General features: G+C 67.4%; 15 protein-coding genes. 6 read left to right on the top strand and 9 right to left on the bottom strand.

Annotated features, from left to right (window positions below; all coding sequences use genetic code 11):
- Positions 1–55 precede the first annotated feature (55 nt).
- Both IEV56_RS03475 and IEV56_RS03470 read right to left on the bottom strand, forming a co-directional pair.
- Positions 56–952: an ATP-grasp domain-containing protein gene (locus tag IEV56_RS03475; protein WP_188447758.1), complete on the bottom strand. Its 897-nt coding sequence runs from the start codon at positions 950–952 to the stop codon at positions 56–58.
- 9 nt (positions 953–961) lie between these two features.
- Positions 962–2,566, bottom strand: a complete 1,605-nt coding sequence (locus tag IEV56_RS03470; protein ID WP_188447756.1) for an electron transfer flavoprotein-ubiquinone oxidoreductase — start codon at positions 2,564–2,566, stop codon at positions 962–964.
- Between the two features lie 63 nt (positions 2,567–2,629).
- Between IEV56_RS03470 and IEV56_RS03465 the strand changes: the two genes are divergently transcribed.
- On the top strand, positions 2,630–3,238 hold the full coding sequence (locus IEV56_RS03465) for an alpha-ketoglutarate-dependent dioxygenase AlkB family protein (protein ID WP_188447754.1): 609 nt from the start codon (positions 2,630–2,632) through the stop codon (positions 3,236–3,238).
- Positions 3,239–3,250: 12 nt separating this feature from the next.
- Here the strand turns inward: IEV56_RS03465 and IEV56_RS03460 are convergent, their stop codons facing one another.
- Genes IEV56_RS03460 through IEV56_RS03445 form a run of 4 tightly spaced genes read right to left on the bottom strand, consistent with a single transcriptional unit; the run spans position 3,251 to position 6,727 of the window.
- The gene (locus IEV56_RS03460; RefSeq protein ID WP_188447751.1) at positions 3,251–3,886 is read right to left on the bottom strand and encodes an ABC-type transport auxiliary lipoprotein family protein; all 636 of its coding nucleotides are present in this window, start codon (positions 3,884–3,886) and stop codon (positions 3,251–3,253) included.
- Positions 3,883–4,827: an MlaD family protein gene (locus IEV56_RS03455; protein WP_188447749.1), complete on the bottom strand. Its 945-nt coding sequence runs from the start codon at positions 4,825–4,827 to the stop codon at positions 3,883–3,885. The genes IEV56_RS03460 and IEV56_RS03455 overlap by 4 nt, the downstream gene beginning before the upstream one ends.
- Entirely contained in the window at positions 4,827–5,609 is a 783-nt protein-coding gene (locus IEV56_RS03450; protein ID WP_188447747.1) for an ABC transporter ATP-binding protein, read from the bottom strand. The genes IEV56_RS03455 and IEV56_RS03450 overlap by 1 nt, the downstream gene beginning before the upstream one ends.
- On the bottom strand, positions 5,606–6,727 hold the full coding sequence (locus IEV56_RS03445) for an MlaE family ABC transporter permease (RefSeq protein ID WP_188447745.1): 1,122 nt from the start codon (positions 6,725–6,727) through the stop codon (positions 5,606–5,608). Before IEV56_RS03445 ends, IEV56_RS03450 begins: the two co-directional genes overlap by 4 nt.
- A gap of 114 nt (positions 6,728–6,841) precedes the next feature.
- On the opposite strand from IEV56_RS03445, the gene IEV56_RS03440 reads away from it, so the two are divergent.
- A complete protein-coding gene (locus IEV56_RS03440; RefSeq protein WP_188447743.1) occupies positions 6,842–8,089 on the top strand; it encodes a threonine/serine exporter family protein in 1,248 nt (415 codons plus the stop codon).
- A 9-nt stretch (positions 8,090–8,098) separates the two neighbouring features.
- On the opposite strand, the gene IEV56_RS03435 is transcribed toward IEV56_RS03440, so the two are convergent.
- Positions 8,099–9,799 (bottom strand): proline--tRNA ligase, encoded by a 1,701-nt coding sequence (locus IEV56_RS03435; RefSeq protein WP_188447741.1) that lies wholly within the window; start codon positions 9,797–9,799, stop codon positions 8,099–8,101.
- Between the two features lie 102 nt (positions 9,800–9,901).
- On the opposite strand from IEV56_RS03435, the gene pssA reads away from it, so the two are divergent.
- Genes pssA through rimI form a run of 3 tightly spaced genes read left to right on the top strand, consistent with a single transcriptional unit; the run spans position 9,902 to position 11,459 of the window.
- Positions 9,902–10,678 carry a CDP-diacylglycerol--serine O-phosphatidyltransferase gene (gene pssA, locus IEV56_RS03430; RefSeq protein WP_188447739.1) on the top strand — a complete coding sequence of 259 codons (777 nt, stop codon included), beginning with the start codon at positions 9,902–9,904 and terminating at the stop codon, positions 10,676–10,678.
- Positions 10,642–10,977, top strand: a complete 336-nt coding sequence (locus IEV56_RS03425; RefSeq protein WP_188447737.1) for a hypothetical protein — start codon at positions 10,642–10,644, stop codon at positions 10,975–10,977. The genes pssA and IEV56_RS03425 overlap by 37 nt, the downstream gene beginning before the upstream one ends.
- The gene (gene rimI / locus IEV56_RS03420) at positions 10,974–11,459 is read left to right on the top strand and encodes a ribosomal protein S18-alanine N-acetyltransferase (RefSeq protein ID WP_188447735.1); all 486 of its coding nucleotides are present in this window, start codon (positions 10,974–10,976) and stop codon (positions 11,457–11,459) included. Before IEV56_RS03425 ends, rimI begins: the two co-directional genes overlap by 4 nt.
- Positions 11,460–11,536: 77 nt before the next feature.
- On the opposite strand, the gene IEV56_RS03415 is transcribed toward rimI, so the two are convergent.
- On the bottom strand, positions 11,537–14,320 hold the full coding sequence (locus IEV56_RS03415) for a valine--tRNA ligase (RefSeq protein ID WP_188447732.1): 2,784 nt from the start codon (positions 14,318–14,320) through the stop codon (positions 11,537–11,539).
- A gap of 170 nt (positions 14,321–14,490) precedes the next feature.
- On the opposite strand from IEV56_RS03415, the gene IEV56_RS03410 reads away from it, so the two are divergent.
- Positions 14,491–16,032, top strand: a complete 1,542-nt coding sequence (locus tag IEV56_RS03410) for a protein adenylyltransferase SelO (RefSeq protein ID WP_188447730.1) — start codon at positions 14,491–14,493, stop codon at positions 16,030–16,032.
- Here the strand turns inward: IEV56_RS03410 and pepQ are convergent, their stop codons facing one another.
- On the bottom strand, positions 16,033–17,331 hold the full coding sequence (gene pepQ / locus IEV56_RS03405; RefSeq protein ID WP_188447728.1) for a Xaa-Pro dipeptidase: 1,299 nt from the start codon (positions 17,329–17,331) through the stop codon (positions 16,033–16,035).
- Positions 17,332–17,341 lie beyond the last annotated feature (10 nt).

The following is a 17,341-nucleotide window of genomic DNA, read 5'->3' as shown; positions in this document are numbered from 1 at the left end:
TTCTAGCGCAAAAGCCCTGTTTCAAACATCCGTTCGGCGTGAAGAAAGCGCGGAATCAAAGGCTTAGGCGGCGCTTCAAGGCCGCGACGAAACGCTCGCCGGCACCGTCGGCGGTGTACAGGAACAGCGAAGGTTCGGTCAGTTCCAGCTCCAGCAGGCAGGGCCTGCCGTCTTCGTCGCGCAGCAGGTCGATGCGGGCGTACAGCAACGGCGCGTCCAGTCCGAACAGGCCGGGCAGGGCGTCGACGATGTCGCGCGCCAAGGCGTGCTCGTCTTCCGAGGGCACGCGCGGGGTGATCTGCTCGGGCGCGAACAGGTGGTTGGTCGGGCCTTCGCCCCGGCGCAGCAGCGGGCCTTTGCGGATGGCGTGCGAGTACGCGCCGTCGAAGAACAGCAGCGCGGTCTCGCCGGCCTCGTCGACCCGCGCCAGATACGGCTGCAGCAGCACGCTGCGGTTCTTCAGCTGCAGGCGCTTGATGTGCATCAGCGCGGCGTCGACATCTTCGCGGCCGTAGCGCTGGGCGTCCTTCGAGCCGGCGCCGACCGCCGGCTTGACCACGAACTCGGCGTGCGCGAATTCCTCGAGGAACGCGCGCAGTCCGTCTTCGGCATGCTGTTCGGGCTCGATGAAGCGGCTCGGCACCGTACGGACGCCTTGGGCGGCCAAGCGCTGCAGGTAGTGCTTGTCGGTGTTGCTTTCGATCACTTCCAGCGGATTGACCAAGGTGCTGACCGCCGACACCCGGCGCGCCCAGTCGAGGAATTCCGGCAGCTTGTCGATGTAATCCCACGGCGAACGGATGATCGCGGCGCGGTAGTGCGACCAATCCACGAAGGCGTCGTCCCAGTACACGATGCGGTGCGCCACGCCCGCGGCGTCGAGGGCGGCCGACAGCGGCGCCAGATCTTCATCCAGGGCGTGGGCGGCGGCGACGGAGACGAGGGCGAGCATGGCGTTCCTTTACAGGTTCTGGTAGTTCGGGCCCGAGCCGCCTTCCGGCGTGACCCAGTTGATGATCTGGTACGGGTCCTTGATGTCGCAGGTCTTGCAGTGCACGCAATTGGCGGCGTTGATCTGCAGACGCTTGCCGGCGTCGTCTTGCGCGATCTCGTATACGCCGGCCGGGCAGAAGCGCGTGCATGGGTTGCCGTATTCCTCGGCGCAGCGGGTGATGCAGATGTCGGTATCGGCCACCTGCAGGTGCACCGGCTGGTCTTCGTCGTGTTCGGTGGCGGCGAAGTACACGCCGGCCAGCCGGTCGCGCGGGGCCAGCGTGCGTTCCACGTAATCCGGCGCGGCCGCCGTGATCTCCGACAGTTTCTTCAGGCTCGACCAATCCGGCGTGACCTTCAGCGTCCACGGCGACAGACCGCCGGTGGCCGTTTCCCACGCCGAGTTGAGCAGACCGAACCAGCGGCCTTTCTTGAAGCCGGGCTTGAAATTGCGCACCTTCTTCAGTTCCGCCACCACCTTCGATGCGCGCAGCGTGGCGTCCCAGCCGGCGGCGTCGTTGCCGTTGCCGGCCAGATGCTCGGCGGCCAGCATGCCGGAGCGCAGCGCCTGGTGCACACCCTTGATCTTCGGCACGTTCAGCAGGCCGGCCGAGCAGCCGATCAGCATCGCACCCGGCATCTCCACCTTCGGCAGGCTCTGGTAGCCGCCGGTGACGATGGCGCGCGCGCCGGCCGACAGGATGGTGCCGCCTTCCAGCAGCGGCTTCACCGTCGGATGGTGCTTCCATTGCTGGAAGGCCTCGTACGGCTGGAAGTTCGGATCGCGGTAGTCGAGGCCGGACACGTAACCGAGTGCGATGCGGTTGCCGTCCAGGTGGTACAGGAAGCTGCCGCCGTAGGTCGCGGCGTCGGCCGGCCAGCCCAGGCTGTGCACGATCTTGCCCGGCTGGCTGACGCCGTCGCGCACCTGCCAGAGTTCCTTGATGCCGATCGAGTAGCTCTGCGGGTCGCAGTCGGCATCGAGCTGGAAGCGCTTGATCAGCTGTTTGCTCAGGTGGCCGCGCGCGCCTTCGGCCAGCACGGTGGTCTTGGCCTTGATGTCGATGCCCTGAGTGTAGGTCGGCTTGTGCGAACCGTCCTTGGCCACACCCATGTCGCCGATGCGTACGCCGCAGACCGTGCCGGACTCGTCGTACAGCACTTCCGAGGCCGCGAAGCCCGGATAGATCTCGACGCCGGCCGCCTCGCACTGCGGCGCCAGCCAGGCGCACAACGCGCCGAGCGAGACGATGACGTTGCCGTGGTTGGCCATCTGCGGCGGGGTAATCGGCGATTTGAAGCCGCCGGTCTTGGTCAGGTACCAGAACTCGTCGTCGGTGGCCGGCACGCAGATCGGCGGCGGATTGTCGCGCCAGCCCGGCAGCAGCTCGTCCAGCGGCGCGGTTTCGATCACCGCGCCGGACAGCGAGTGCGCGCCGATGGTCGAGGCCTTCTCGATGACGCAGACGCTGAGCGCCGGATTCTTCTGCTTCAGGCGCAGGGCGAAAGCCAGGCCGGCCGGGCCGCCGCCCACGGTCAATACGTCGTATTCCATCACATCGCGTTCGGACATGGATCACCTCGTGGTTATCGGCTTATTGTCGCGGTTTCACGCGCATTGGGCAATAATCGCCGGATGTTCCGTACCGACTTCCCGAGCTCCCTGCAGGCCTTGCCCGTCGCCGGCGGCGGCCTGTATTACGCCGAGGCGTTCCTGCCGCCGGCCGAGGCCGATGACTGCTTGGCGGCGCTGCGACGCGAGGTGCCTTGGAAGCAGTCGGAAATCCGCCTGTACGGCCGAACGGTGCGCGAACCGCGACTGGGCTGCTGGATGGGCGATGCGGGCGCGGTATACCGCTATTCCGGCACCGTGTTCCGGCCGGAGCCCTGGATCGCGCCGGTGCTTGGCGTGAAGCAGGCGGTGGAGGCGGCCACCGGCCAGGTTTTCAACAGCGTATTGTTGAACCTGTACCGCGACGGCCGCGACGCCATGGGCTGGCACAGCGACGACGAGCCCGAACTCGGCCCCGCGCCGGTGATCGCGTCGGTGAGCCTCGGTGGCGTGCGCCGCTTCCTGCTGCGCGAACGGCGCGCCGGCGCGCGTTCGTCGGGCATCGCGCTGGCGCACGGCAGTCTGTTGGTGATGGCGGGCGATCTGCAACAGCGCTACCGGCATTCGGTGCCGCGCACAGCCAAGCCGGTGGCGGCGCGCGTCAACCTGACCTTCCGGCGGATTCTGGGCTGAGTTCGCGCCGGCTTATTTGGCCTTGCCGTGGCCGTTGGCCAGGCTCCAGCCGACGATTTCGCCGTTGATCCTGACCATGCCCTGCTCGAAGGCCTGTATCACGTCGGGTATGCGCTTGCTGGCGGCCGGCACGTCGGTGCTGAAGGTGCGGATGGCGATCACGCGGTTGCTCGGGTATTGCAGCAGTTTGGCGTGGATGCGGATGCTGGCGGCCGGGATGCGCGCGCCGGGCGCGTACACCGCCTCGAACTCGCGGATGTCCAGCAGCAGCGCGACCTCGGCCGGCACCCCGCTGTTCTGGCGCGATACGGTCTTGATCTTGCCGGAATTCTCGAAACCCTCGACCACTGCGGTCTGCACCAGGTCGGGCAGGGTGTCCGACCAGTTCGCGCCCTTGTACACCTGCAGCACATTCGGCTCCGGACGCACCGCGATGCGGTTGGTGTCCAAAAAGGCGCTGGTGTTGGGGCGGATCACGGTCAGCGCCCAGTCGGCGGACTTCCAGCCGTCATCGGCCACGGTTTCCGGGCGCAGGCTGTAGGTGGCGATCGGGTCGGGTTCCTTGATCAGCGACAGGCAGCCGCCCAAGGCCGCCATCATCAAGGCGGCGCAGAGCAGACGGAAACGGCGGATGGACGCGGCGCTCATGGTTTGAATTCCTCGGTGGCGTTCTTGCCGGTGATCAGGGCGTTCGGTTTCTGCTCGATTTCGGCGCTCAGCCGGCGCAGCTGCTTGAGCAGGGTGCGCAGTTCGGCGATGGCCGGCCCGACCTGGGCCAGGCCCTGCTGCGAGAAGTTGTCGATGGCGTCGCCGTTGGTCTCCATGATGCGGTTGGCGTTCTTGGCCAACGCTTCGTACTGCACCAGGGTTCGGTCGAGCTTGGCGATCAGTTCCGGCAGCTGGTCGGCCAGGCCGGCGTCGAGCTTCTTGGCGATGCTGTCGGTGCTGGCCAGGGTGCTGTCGAGCTTGGCGACCGCGGCGCGGGTGTCGCGGATGGTGGCGGCGATCTCGCCGCGTTCGGCCGCGACCGTGCCGCTGACCTTCTCCAGGTTGTCGAGCGTGCGCGAGATGTTGCGGATGTTGTCGTCGCTGAAGGTCTTGTTGAGCCGCAGCAGCAGGTTGGTGGCGGTGGTGGCGATGTCGTCGGTCGAGCTGAACAGCTTGGACAGCGCCGATTCCTTGGCCACGATGCGCGGCACCGGGTTGATCTCGGTCGGGATCATGTCCGGACTCTTGGCGTTCAGCGAGCGCAGCTGGATCTGGGTGATGCCGGTCAGCCCGACGAAGGCGAGGCGGGCATCGGTGTCGGTCTTGATCGGGGTGTCGGCCTTGATGCGCACGCGCACCAGCACCTTGTTCGGGTCGCGCGGATCGATCTCCAGCCGGCGGACTTCGCCGACGGTGATGCCGTTGAACTGCACGGTGCCGCCGATGCCCAGGCCGGTCACCGCCTCCGAGAACACCACGTCGTACTCGTGCCAGCTGCTGTCGGAGGCGAACTTGGCGGCCCAGAGCGAGAAGCCGGCCAACAGCACCGCCACCACCAGGGTGAACAGCCCGATCAGGACATGGTTGGCGCGGGTTTCCATCAACGGCTCTCCTGGGCGTCGTGCGCCGCGCGTCCGCGCGGCCCCTTGAAGTATTCCTGTATCCAGGGGTGCGCGACCCCGGCGACTTCGTCGACCGGGGCGTTGACCAGCACGGTGCGGTCGGCCAGCACGGCCACGCGGTCGCAGATAGTGTACAGGGTATCCAGATCGTGGGTGATCAGGAACACGGTCAGGCCGAGCGCCTTCTGGATCGACAGGATCAGCCGGTCGAACGCGGCGGCGCCGATCGGATCGAGGCCGGCGGTCGGCTCGTCGAGGAACAGCAGGGCCGGGTCGAGCGCCAGCGCGCGCGCGATGCCGGCGCGCTTGCGCATGCCGCCGGACAGCTCGGCCGGCAGTTTCAGCGCCGCCTCCGGCTCCAGTCCGGCCAGCCGGATCTTCATCATCGCCAGGTCGCGCATCACGCGCTCGGGCAGGGCGCTGTGCTCCTTCATCGGCACCATCACGTTCTCGAGCACGGTCAGCGAGGAGAACAGCGCCGCGTTCTGGAACAGCACGCCGGTGTTGCGTTCGATGAAGCGCCGGCTGTCGGGATCGAAGGACAGCGCATCGCGGCCGAGCACGCGGATGCGGCCGGCCTGCGGCCGCTGCAGGGCCAGGATGCTGCGCATCAGCACCGATTTTCCCGAACCGGAACCGCCGACCACGCCGATGATCTCGCCCGGCCGGACCTCGAGCGCGAGGTTCTCGTGCACGCTGTCGGCGCCGAAGCGGTTGACCAGGCCTTCGACCGAGATGATGGCGTCCGCGGCCGCGCTCACAGATCGAGCTCCATGAAGAACAGCGCGGCGAAGGCGTCGAGCAGGATTACGATCGAGATGGCCTGCACCACGCTCGAGGTGGTGTGCTCGCCGACCGATTGCGCGGTGCCGCGGACCTTGAAGCCTTCCAGGCAGCCGATCAGCCCGATGACCAGCGCGAACAGCGGCGCCTTGCTCAGGCCCAGCCAGAAGTGGCGTGGCGACAGTTCGGTGTTCAGCCGGTCGAAGAACATCTCCGGCGAGATGTGCAGGCTGAAGTGGCAGACCGCCAGGCCGCCGAGCAGGCCGGCCATGGTGGCCAGGAAGGTCAGCAGCGGCATGGTGACGAGCAGCGCCTTCAGCCGCGGCAGCACCAGCAGCTCGATCGGGTCCAGGCCCATGGTGCGGATGGCGTCCAGCTCCTCGCCGCTTTTCATCGAGCCGATCTGCGCGGTGAACGCGCTGGCGGTGCGGCCGGCCAGCAGGATGGCGGTCAGCAGCACGCCGAGCTCGCGGAAGAACGCGACGCCGACCAGTTCGACCACCCACAGTTCGGCGCCGAAATCGGCCAGCACGGTGGCGCCCAGGAACGCCACCACCGCGCCGATCATGAAGCTGAGCAGCATCACCAGCGGTACCGCGTTCAGGCCCACCGCCTGCATGTGGAACACGATCGAGGTGACCCGCCAGTGGCGCGGATTGACCAGGCTTTCCAGCAGGCTCAGCAAGGTCTGGCCGAGGAAGGCGAGGAACACCAGTACGTTGCGGTAGGCGTTGACCACCCAGCGCCCGGTCGCTTCCAATCCGCGCAACCACGCCGCCGGCGGCGCGGGCGGCGACGGCAACGGCGCCATCGACGCGGCGACCGCGTCGATCAAAGTACGGTGTTCGGGTTTGGCGGCCAGCGCCGGGTCCGGCAGGCCGAGCCGTTCGCGCAGTGCGATCAACAGGCGCGCGCCGGTGGCGTCCAGGCGGCTGATGCCGCCGGCATCCAGCGCCGCGGCGGACGGCGCCGCGGCCGACAGCGCCAGCAGGCGGACGGCCTGCTGGAACGTCCAGTCGCCCGTGGCCTGCAGACGCATCGCGTCCTGCGGGTCGGGCAGCAAGTGCGGTTCGGTGCTGGTGAGCCAGATGGCCATCGCGGCGGCGTTCCCGTGTGTGGCGTTTAGTGTATCCCACCGGCGAAAAACACGGGTGCTTGCCCTACAATGGCCGCATAGCACCCGCACAGGCCCCATATGCCGCAGCACGCCATGGATACCGACGCGTTCAAGGACCGGATCAATTTCGTCATCGAGCTGGCGCGCCATCTGCATACCGCCGGCACGTCGGTCAACCGGCTGGAGGGAGCGCTCGAGCGCGTCTCGCAGCGGCTCGGGCTGGAGGTCAGCATCTGGTCGAACCCGACCGGCATCATGATCAGCTTCCGCGACGTGGTGCATGGCGATCCCTACACGCTGACGCGCTTGCTGCGCCTGCGCCCCGGCGATACCCACCTGGGGCGCCTGGCCGACGCCGACCACATCGCCGAGCAGGTGATGGCCGGCACGCTCGACATTCCCGGCGGCCTGGCCCGCCTGCGCGCGATGGACGCTGGGGCGTCCGCCGTCCACAAGCTCGCCGTGGTCGCCTGTTGGGGCGTGGCCTCGGCACTGGTGCTCAGCCTGTTCCCGCGCACCGGCTGGGCCGACTTCGCCGCCGCCGCCATGCTCGGCATACTGGTCGGCGCCTTGGCGCTCTACGGTGAGCGCCGGCCCCGTCTGCACGATGCGGTCGAGGCGATTGCCGCGTTCCTGGCTACCCTGCTGGCCTCGTTCGTGGCCAGCCGGCTGGCGCCGCTGAGCGTGCAGCCGGTGGTCATCTCGGCGCTGATCGTGCTGATGCCCGGCATGATGCTGACCAATGCCATCAACGAGCTGGCCGACCAGCAGCTGGCGTCCGGCAGCGCGCGTTTCGCCGGTGCGATGACTGTGCTGATGAAGCTGACCTTCGGCAGCATCCTGGCTTCGCAGCTGGTGGCGTTGCTGGGTTGGGACTTCCTGCCCAACGCCGGCGCCGCGGCCCTGCCGGCGGGAATGTCCTGGTGGATGCTGTTGCCGGGCGCGTTCGCGCTGGCGGTGCTGTTCAAGGCCAACCGCCGCGACCTGCCGGTGGCGATGGCGGCGGTGCTGTTCGGTTACGGGGTGATGAAGGCCTGCGCGCTGGTGCCGGCGCTGGCCAACGGCGAGATCCCGACCGCGACCTTCCTGGCCGCGTTGGCCGTGACCGCCGTCTCGAACCTGTTCGCCCGCGTGTTCAACCGGCCCGGTGGGCTGATCCGCGTGCCGGGCATCATCCTGCTGGTGCCCGGCAGCCTGGGCTTCCGTACCATCAACATCGCGTTCGCGCAGGACGCCACGGCCAGCATCGACCTGGCGTTCTCGCTGTTCGCCGCGCTCATCGCGCTGGTGGCCGGCATCCTGTTCGGCAACCTGCTGGTGCCGTCGCGCCGCAATCTCTGAGCCGCGGCCTCAGACGCCGAGGCGCGCCAGCAGTTCGGATTCGGTGAGGTTCTCGGAGGCGTCCGCGCTGCGCTGTCGGTATTCCAGCGTGCCGGCCTGCAGGCCGCGGTCGGATACCACCACGCGGTGCGGGATGCCGATCAGCTCGATGTCGCCGAACATGGCGCCCGGGCGCAGACCGCGGTCGTCCAGGCAGACGCTCAGGCCCTTGGCGGAAAGCGCCGCGTACAGGCGTTCGGCGTAGGCGTTCACCGCCGCGTCGTCCTTCGGGTTGATCACGCACACGGCGACCTGCCAAGGCGCCATCGCCGCCGGCCAGCGGATGCCGTTGGCGTCGAAATTCTGTTCGATGGCGGCGGCCACGATGCGGCTGACGCCGATGCCGTAGCAGCCCATGAACATCACCTGCGCCTTGCCGTTGGCGTCGAGCACGGTCGCCTTCATCGCGTCGGCGTATTTCTGGCCGAGCTGGAACACGTGGCCGACCTCGATGCCGCGCGCGATCGACAGCGTGCCCTTGCCGTCCGGCGACGGATCGCCTTCGACCACGTTGCGGATGTCGGCGACCAGCGCCGGTTCCGGCAGGTCGCGACCCCAGTTGACGCCGCGCAGATGGAAGCCGTCGCGGTTGGCGCCGACCACGAAGTCGGCCATCAGTGCCACGGTACGGTCGGTGATGACATGCAGCGGCTTGCGCGTGCCGACCGGGCCGAGGAAGCCCGGTTGCGCGCCCAGGTATTCGGCGATTTCGTCTTCATTGGCCAGCCGGTAGTCGGCCAGGCCCGGCAGCTTGGCCAGCTTGATCTCGTTCACGGCATGGTCGCCGCGCACCAGCGCCAGGGTGAAGCCGTGTTCGGACATCAGCGCCACGGTCTTGACCGTGCGCTCGAGCGGCAGGCCGAGCAGTTCGGCGACGGTTTCGCAGGTGGTCTGGGTCGGCGTGGCGACTTCGGTCATCGGCTCCGCGGCCGGCGCGCGCGCCGGATACAGCGGCAAGGCCTCGGCCATCTCGATGTTGGCGGCGTAATCGGAGCCGTCGCTGAAGGCGATGGCGTCTTCGCCGGAATCGGCCAGCACGTGGAATTCATGCGAGGCGCTGCCGCCGATGGCGCCGGTGTCGGCGTTGACCGCGCGGAAGCGCAGGCCCAGGCGCGTGAACACGCGGGAGTAGGCGTCGTACATGGCCTGGTAGGTGCGCGCCAGGCAGTCCGGCGTCAGGTGGAAGGAGTAGGCGTCCTTCATCAGGAACTCGCGCGCGCGCATCACGCCGAAGCGCGGCCGGATTTCGTCGCGGAACTTGGTCTGGATCTGGTAGAAGTTGAGCGGCAGCTGCTTGTAGCTGCGCAGTTCCTGGCGCGCGAAGTCGGTGATCACCTCTTCGTGGGTCGGGCCGTACACGTAATCGGCCTGCTTGCGGTCCTTGATCTTCAGCAGCTGGCCGCCGAACTTCTCCCAACGCCCGGTTTCCTGCCAGAGCTCCTTGGGTTGGATCGACGGCATCAGCACTTCCAGCGCGCCGGCGCGGTCCATCTCCTCGCGCACCACGGTCTCGACGTTGCGCAGCACGCGCAGGCCGAGCGGCGTCCAGGTGTACAGGCCGGCGCCCAGGCGGCGGATCAGGCCGGCGCGCAGCATCAGCTGGTGGCTGACGATTTCGGCGTCGGCTGGCGTTTCTTTCGTGGTGTTGAGATGGAACTGGGACAGGCGCATGTCGGAAACCGTGGGATTTTCAAGCTTTTATTGTACGGGCTGGGCGGCCGCTTGGCACCGTCTTTTTGGACAGCGGCCGGCGAAACTGGGTAAACTGGCGCCATGGAACCGACCGCCAGCCCGAAAGTCCCGAAAAACCGGCACATCTACCTGTTGCCGAACCTGCTGACCACCTGCGGGATGTTCGCCGGCTTCTACGCCATCCTGGCCGCCGCCAGCGGCCGGTTCGAGGCCGCCGCCGTGGCCATCTTCATCGCCGGCGTGTTCGACGGCATCGACGGCCGGGTCGCCCGGCTGACCGGCACCAGCAGCGAATTCGGCGTGCAGTACGACTCCCTGGCCGACCTGGTCAGCTTCGGCATCGCGCCGTCCCTGGTGATGTACCACTGGGCGCTCGGCAGCATGAAGCTGGACGGCAACCTGCTCGGCAAGGTCGGTTGGGCCGCCGCGTTCCTCTACACCGCCTGCGCCGCGCTGCGGCTGGCGCGCTTCAACACCCAGGTCGGTTCGGTCGACAAACGCTGGTTCATCGGCTTGAACAGCCCGTCCTCGGCCGGCATGATGATGTCCTTTGTATGGGCCATGAACGAGTTCGGCTGGAAAGGCCAGGAGCTGCGCTACTTCGCGCTGGCGCTGACCGTGGCCTGCGCCCTGCTGATGGTCTCGCGCTTCCGTTACACCAGCTTCAAGGGCTCGGGCCAACCCAAGGAGCGCGAGGACAAAGTGCCGTTCGCCTCGGCGTTCGTGGTGATCGTGGTGCTGGTCGCGCTGTTCATCGATCCGCCGCGCGTGCTGCTGGCCATGGCCGGCGCGTATGCCCTGTCCGGCCCGCTGTATTGGCTATGGCTGAAGCTGAAACCCAAAGCCGCCGCGGCCTGAGCATGTTCGACGCCATCGCGCGCCAACGCCTGCAGGCCATGGGCTTCACCCTGTACGTGCCGGCCGTTGCTCCGCCCGCCGTCGTATCGCCGCCTATTGCCCCCGCGCCGATCGCAGTACCGGTCACACCGCCTGCCGCCGCTGCGCCGCCGATTCCGTTCTGGGATAGCGCGCTCGGCCGCAACATCCGCCGGCACGCCGCCGGTGTCGATCTGGCCGCTATCATGTTGCCGTCCGATCCGGTTCGCGCCAAGAAATCGTTGTGGCGCGCCATCCAGGCCCACCGCCGGCCGCGATGAGCGCGCAGGGCAAAGCTAGCGATCCGCAACTGCGGCTGATGAAGCAGGCCGACGTCGATGCGGTCATGGCCGTGGAGCTACGCGCCTATCCGTTCCCGTGGACCGCCGGCATCTTCCGCGACTGCCTGTATGCCGGCCATGAGTGCTGGCTGCTGGAAGGCCAGGGCGGATTGATCGGCTACTTCGTGCTCAGCTGCGCCGCCGGCGAAGGCCATCTGCTGAACATCTGCGTGGCGCCCGAGCATCAAGGCCATGGCCAGGGCCGACGTCTGCTGCGGCAGGTGTTCGAGGTGGCGCGCTGGCACCGTCTGCAGCGTCTGTTTTTGGAAGTGCGGCCCAGCAATCCACATGCCATCGCGCTCTATGAAAGCGAGGGCTTCAACGAAATCGGCCGTCGCCCGAATTATTATCCCGCGCCCAAGGGCCGGGAAGAGGGCATCGTGATGGCCATCGAATTGCAGGATTTCGATTTTTCGCAATAACGCAGGGCGAACACGCGGTTCGCCTCAATATGCATTCCTGCGGATGAAACAGGGCGAACACCAGGTTCGCCCCCACGTCATGCCAATTTCTGCAGTTGCGCGGCCAGCGCGGCCTGCTGCGCCTGCCAGTCGGCCAGGCGTTGGCGTTCCTGTTCCACCACCGCCGCTGGGGCGTTGGCCACGAAGGTGTCACTGGCCAGTTTGCCTCGGCATTTGCCGATTTCGGTTTCGATGCGCTTGAGTTCCTTGGCCAGGCGCGCCTTCTCGGCGTCCAGGTCGATCAGGCCGGCCAGCGGGATGAACACCTGCAGTTCGCCGACCAAGGCCGTGGCCGACGCCGGCGCCTCGCCCTCGAGCCTGTCGATCGAATCCAGGCGCGCCAGGAAGCGCAGGCTGGCGTCGAGCGCGGCCAGGCGCGCGCGGTCCTCGGCGCCGGACGAGCGCCACAGCAGCGGCACCGCCTTGCCGGGCGCGATGCCCATCTGGCTGCGGATCGAACGCAGCGCGGTCACCACCGCTTTCAGCCATTCGATGTTGGCGCAGGCGGCCGCGTCCGGCGTGCCGAAATCGGCGGCCTGCGGATAGGCCTGCAGGCTGATCGAGCCGCCGGACAATCCGAGCTTGGGCGCGACCGCGTGCCAGATCTCTTCGGTGATGAACGGCGTGATCGGGTGCAGAAGGCGCAGCAACGCCTCCAACGCCTGCAGCAGCGTATGACGCATGCTGTCGGCGGCGGCGCGGTCGTCGCCGGCCAGCACCGGCTTGGCGAATTCCACGAACCAGTCGCAGTAGGTGTTCCAGGCGAACTCGTAGAGCGCGGCCGAGGCCAGGTCGAAGCGGTAGTCGGCGAACTGTCGCTCGACTTCGGCGCAGGTGCTCGCCAGTTCCGCCAGCAGCCAGCGCTCGGCTTCCGAGCGCGCCGGGCTGGCGCCCTGCGCCTGGAAGTCCTCGCAGTGCATCAGCACGAAGCGCGCCGCGTTCCACAGCTTGTTGCAGAAGTTCTTGTAGCCTTCGCAGCGGTTCAGGTCGAACTTGATGTCGCGGCCGTGGGTGGCCAGCGAGGCGAAGGTGAAGCGCAGCGCGTCGGTGCCGAAGGCCGGGATGCCGTCGGCGAATTCCTTCTGCGTGGCCTTGCGGATCTTCTCGGCCATCTGCGGCTGCATCAGGCCCTGCGTGCGCTTCTCGGTCAGCGCCTCCAGCGAGATGCCGTCGATGATGTCGATTGGATCGAGGATGTTGCCCTTCGACTTGGACATCTTTTGGCCGTCCTTGTCGCGCACCAGGCCGGTGATGTATACGTCCTTGAACGGTACGCGTTTGGCGTCCGGCCATTCTTTTGGCATGAAGTGGTCGGTCATCATGATCATCCGGGCGACCCAGAAGAAGATGATGTCGAAGCCGGTCACCAGCACCGAGGTCGGCAGACGCTTCTCGAATCCGCGCTCGGCCATGTCTTTCTCGTTCGGCCAGCCGAGCGTGGAGTGCGACCACAGCGCCGAGCTGAACCAGGTTTCCAGCACGTCGCTGTCGCGGGTCAGCGCCACGTCCGCCGCCAGACCGTGCGCTGCGCGCACGGCGGCTTCGCTGCGGCCGACGAAGATGTTGCCGGCGTCGTCGTACCAGGCCGGGATCCGGTGCCCCCACCATAGCTGGCGCGAGATGCACCAGTCCTGGATGTTCTCCATCCAATGCCGGTAGGTGTTGATCCAGTTTTCCGGCACGAAGCGCACTGAACCGTTTTCCACGAGTTCCAGGCCGCGCTTGGCCAGCGTGTCCATCTTCACGAACCACTGGTTGGTCAGGTAGGGTTCGATCACCTGGCCGGTGCGGTCGCCGCGCGGCACCTGCAGCTTGTGCGGCTTCTCTTCGACCAGCAAACCGCCTTCGGTCAGGTCGGCCAGTACCGCCTTGCGCGCCGTCTTCACATCGAGGCCGCGGTATTTCTCCGGCACCGCCTCGTTCAGGCGCGCGTCCGGGGTCAGGATGTTGATCAGCGGCAGATTGTGGCGCTGGCCCACCGCGTAGTCGTTGAAGTCGTGCGCCGGGGTCACCTTCACCACGCCGGTGCCGAATTCGCGGTCCACGTAGTCGTCGGCGATGATCGGGATTTCGCGGCCGGTCAGCGGCAGTTTCACCGTCTTGCCGACCAGATGCGCGTAGCGCTCGTCGTCCGGATGCACCATCACCGCGGTGTCGCCCAGCAGGGTTTCGGGACGGGTGGTGGCCACGGTCAACGCGCCGCTGCCGTCGCCGAGCGGATAGGCGATCGACCACAGGAAGCCGTTCTCCTCTTCGCTCACCACTTCCAGGTCGGAGATCGCGGTCTGCAGCACCGGGTCCCAGTTCACCAGGCGCTGGCCGCGGTAGATCAGGCCTTCGGCATGCAGACGCACGAAGGTCTCGATCACCGCCTCGGACATGCCCTCGTCCATGGTGAAGCGCTGTTGCGTCCAGTCGCCGGAGGTGCCCATGCGCCGCATCTGGCGGGTGATGGTGTCGCCGGACTGCTGTTTCCATTCCCAGACTTTTTCGATGAACTTCTCGCGGCCCAGCGAATCGCGCGACTCGCCCTGGCCGGCCAGCGCCAGGTTGCGGTTGACCACCATCTCGGTGGCGATGCCGGCATGGTCGGTGCCCATCTGCCAGTGCGTGTCGTAGCCGTTCATGCGGTGGTAGCGGATCAGCGCGTCCTGCAGGGTGTGCTGGAAGGCGTGGCCCATGTGCAGGGTACCGGTCACGTTCGGCGGCGGCAGCATGATGGTGTACGCCGGGCCTTTACCCGAGGGCGTGAAGCAGCCGGACTGCTCCCAGTGCGCGTACCATTTGCCTTCGAACTGGCTGGGGTCGAAACTCTTATCCATGACGGGCGGCAAGCAAATGCTTGTTTTTAGTGAGAAATGAGCCTGTTAGGGTAGCAAATCCGCGGGCTTTCCGGAAGCCGGCGCGCCGGCGGCACCGGCAATCAAGCGCTTGCGGGCCGTTCACCCACCGACTGCTATAGTGCCAAGCCTGACCGAACCCCGGATTGCGCATGCCGCTGCGTTTCGACAACCGTTTCATCCGCGCCCTGCCGGGCGATGCCGGCACCGGCCGCGACAGCCGCCAGATCGCCGGCGCGTTGTACGCCCGCGTGCGGCCCGAGCCGCTGGAGGCGCCGTATCCGTTGCTGTGGTCGGCGGAAACCGCAGGCCTGCTGGGCTTGCCGGCCGAGCCCGATCCGGCCTGGTGGCCGGTGCTGGCCGGCAACGCCACCGGCGAGGGTTCCGAGCCGTACGCCACGGTGTACGGCGGGCATCAGTTCGGGCATTGGGCCGGGCAACTCGGCGATGGCCGCGCCATCAACCTAGGCGAAGTCGCCGGTCGCACCCTGCAGCTGAAAGGTGCCGGACGCACGCCGTTCTCGCGCCACGCCGATGGCCGCGCGGTGTTGCGCTCGTCGATCCGCGAGTTCCTGTGCAGCGAGGCCATGCACCACCTCGGCATCCCGACCACGCGCGCCTTGAGCCTGGCCGGTTCGCGTTCCACGGTAATCCGCGACATGTTCTACGACGGCCATCCCGAGCAGGAGCCGTGTGCGGTGGTCTGCCGGGTGTCGGAAAGCTTCCTGCGTTTCGGGCATTTCGAGCTGCCGGCCGCACGCGACGACATCGCTTTGCTCAGGCAACTCACCGACTATGCGCTGACCGCGCATTTCCCGCACATCGATGCCGGCGCGCCGAATGCCGTGGCGCGGCTGTTCGACGCCGTCTGCCAAGGCAGCGCGGCGCTGGTGGCGCGCTGGATGGCGGTCGGCTTCGTGCACGGCGTGCTGAACACCGACAACCTGTCGCTGCTGTCGGAGACCATCGATTACGGCCCGTATGGCTGGCTCGAGGCCTACGACCTGCAATGGACGCCGAACACCACTGACGCCGAAGGTCGCCGCTATTGCTACGGCAACCAGCCGGCCATCGTGCAGTGGAACCTGGCGCGCCTGGCCAACGCCCTGCAGCCGCTGGTCGGCGACGTGACGCCGTTGCAGGACAGCCTGACCGGCTACAACCGTGAATTCCATGCGCACTGGCACCGGCTGTTGGCGGCCAAGCTCGGTTTGCGCGACACGGTGTTGGCCGGCAATCCGCTGTGCTACCGGCAGCTGGTGCATGTGCTGAGCGCGCTGGCGATGGATTTCAGCCTGTTCTTCGACGGCTTGACCCGCATCGCCGCGGCCGGTGGCGATTACGCATCCGCTGCGGCCTGCGATGCCTTGCTGGCCTGCAGCTATCGGGACATGCCGGATGCGGCACCGCTGCGCGATTGGCTGGCTTTGTATCAGGGCCTGGTCGACGAATCGGACTGGCCGGAACGCGCCGTCGCGATGCGCGCCGCCAATCCGGTCTTCGTGCTGCGCAACCATCTGGTGCAGGACGTGATCGAGGCGGTGCAGGCCGGCGACCTGAAGCCCTTGCAGGATATTTTCGCGCGCCTGAAGACGCCGTACGCCGACGCGCCGGATGATACGCGCTGGGTCAGGAAATGCCCGCCGGAATCGATGCGGCGGGCCGGCTGTTCGATGCTGAGTTGCAGTTCCTGATCAGAGCGCGGCGAACGCGTCGCGGCTCAGGTTCTCCGGCTCGCCGTCGGTGCAGTGCACCTCGTCCTCGATGCGCACGCCGCCGTACGGCAGCAGCCGCTCGACCGTGTCCCAATCCACGGCCTTGGCTTCCGGGCGCTGCTTGAGCTTGGCCAGCAGGGTCGGGATGAAATAGATGCCGGGTTCGATGGTGACCACCATGCCCGGTTCCAGCGTGCGCGTCATGCGCAGGAACGGGTGTCCGGCCGGGCGCGGGATGAGCGCGCCGTCCTCGTCGCTGAAGCCGGCCACGTCGTGCACCTGCAGGCCGATCGGGTGGCCCAGGCCGTGCGGGAAGAACACCGAGCTCAGGCCGGTGTCCAGCATCGAGACCGGTTCCATGTCGACGATGCCGAGCGTGCGCAGTACGCCGCCCAGGCGCAGATGGCATTCCAGGTGCAGTTCGCGGTAATCCACACCGGCCTTGACCCGCGCGCATAGCGCGCGCTGCTCGGCGTCGACCGCCGCGATCAGTTCCTCGAACGGTTCGAAGCCGTCGCCGTGGGTACGGGTGATGTCGGCGGCGTAGCCGTTGTGTTCGGCGCCGGCGTCGATCAGCAGCGAGCGGTGCCTGGCCGGGGCGTCGAAGGCCTTGTACTGGTAGTGCAGGGTGGCGCCGTTCTCGTTCAGGGCCACGATGTTGTTGTAGGGCAGATCGAAATCGGTATGGCCGGCGGCGGCCAGATAGGCCGCGTGGATCTGCGCTTCCGAGGCGCCGGCGCGGAACGCGCGTTCGGCGGCGGCGTGGCCGCGCACGGCCTTGACTTGCGCCTGCCGCATCTGCGCCAGTTCGTAACCCGATTTCCAGCCGCGGTGGTAATGCAGATAGGCCAGCAGGGCGGCAGGATTGTTCGGCGCGTAAACACCCAGCGCGGCATCGGCGTCGCCCAAGATGGCGGCGCGCGCCGGCGGCGGCAGGTGGGCGGCCGCCTCGGCCGGATCGTTGATCACGCGGATGTCGAAATGCGCGGTCCATTCGCCTTCCGGCGCGCTCGGCGGCACATGCCAGTAGTCGTCGGGCTGATAGTAGACCAGCACCGGGCGGCTGCCGGGGGTGTAGGCGATCCAGCAATGCGGATGCCGGGTCAGCGGCAGCCACTGCTTGAACAGCGGGTTCGGCTTGAACGGATATGGCATGTCGTCGAGGAACTGCATCTTCTCGATGCCGGACGCGATGATCAGATGCTCGTGGCCGGACTTGGCCAGGGCCCGGTCGACGGTGGCCGTCAGGCGGGAAAGGTGTTCGGAATAGGCGTTCATGGGTCGTGCT

Source organism: Arenimonas maotaiensis (genome assembly GCF_014638745.1).
Taxonomy (GTDB): Bacteria; Pseudomonadota; Gammaproteobacteria; order Xanthomonadales; family Xanthomonadaceae; genus Arenimonas; species Arenimonas maotaiensis.
The sequence above is the reverse complement of the archived record's forward strand: the minus strand, read 5'-3'. Positions and strand labels throughout refer to the sequence as shown.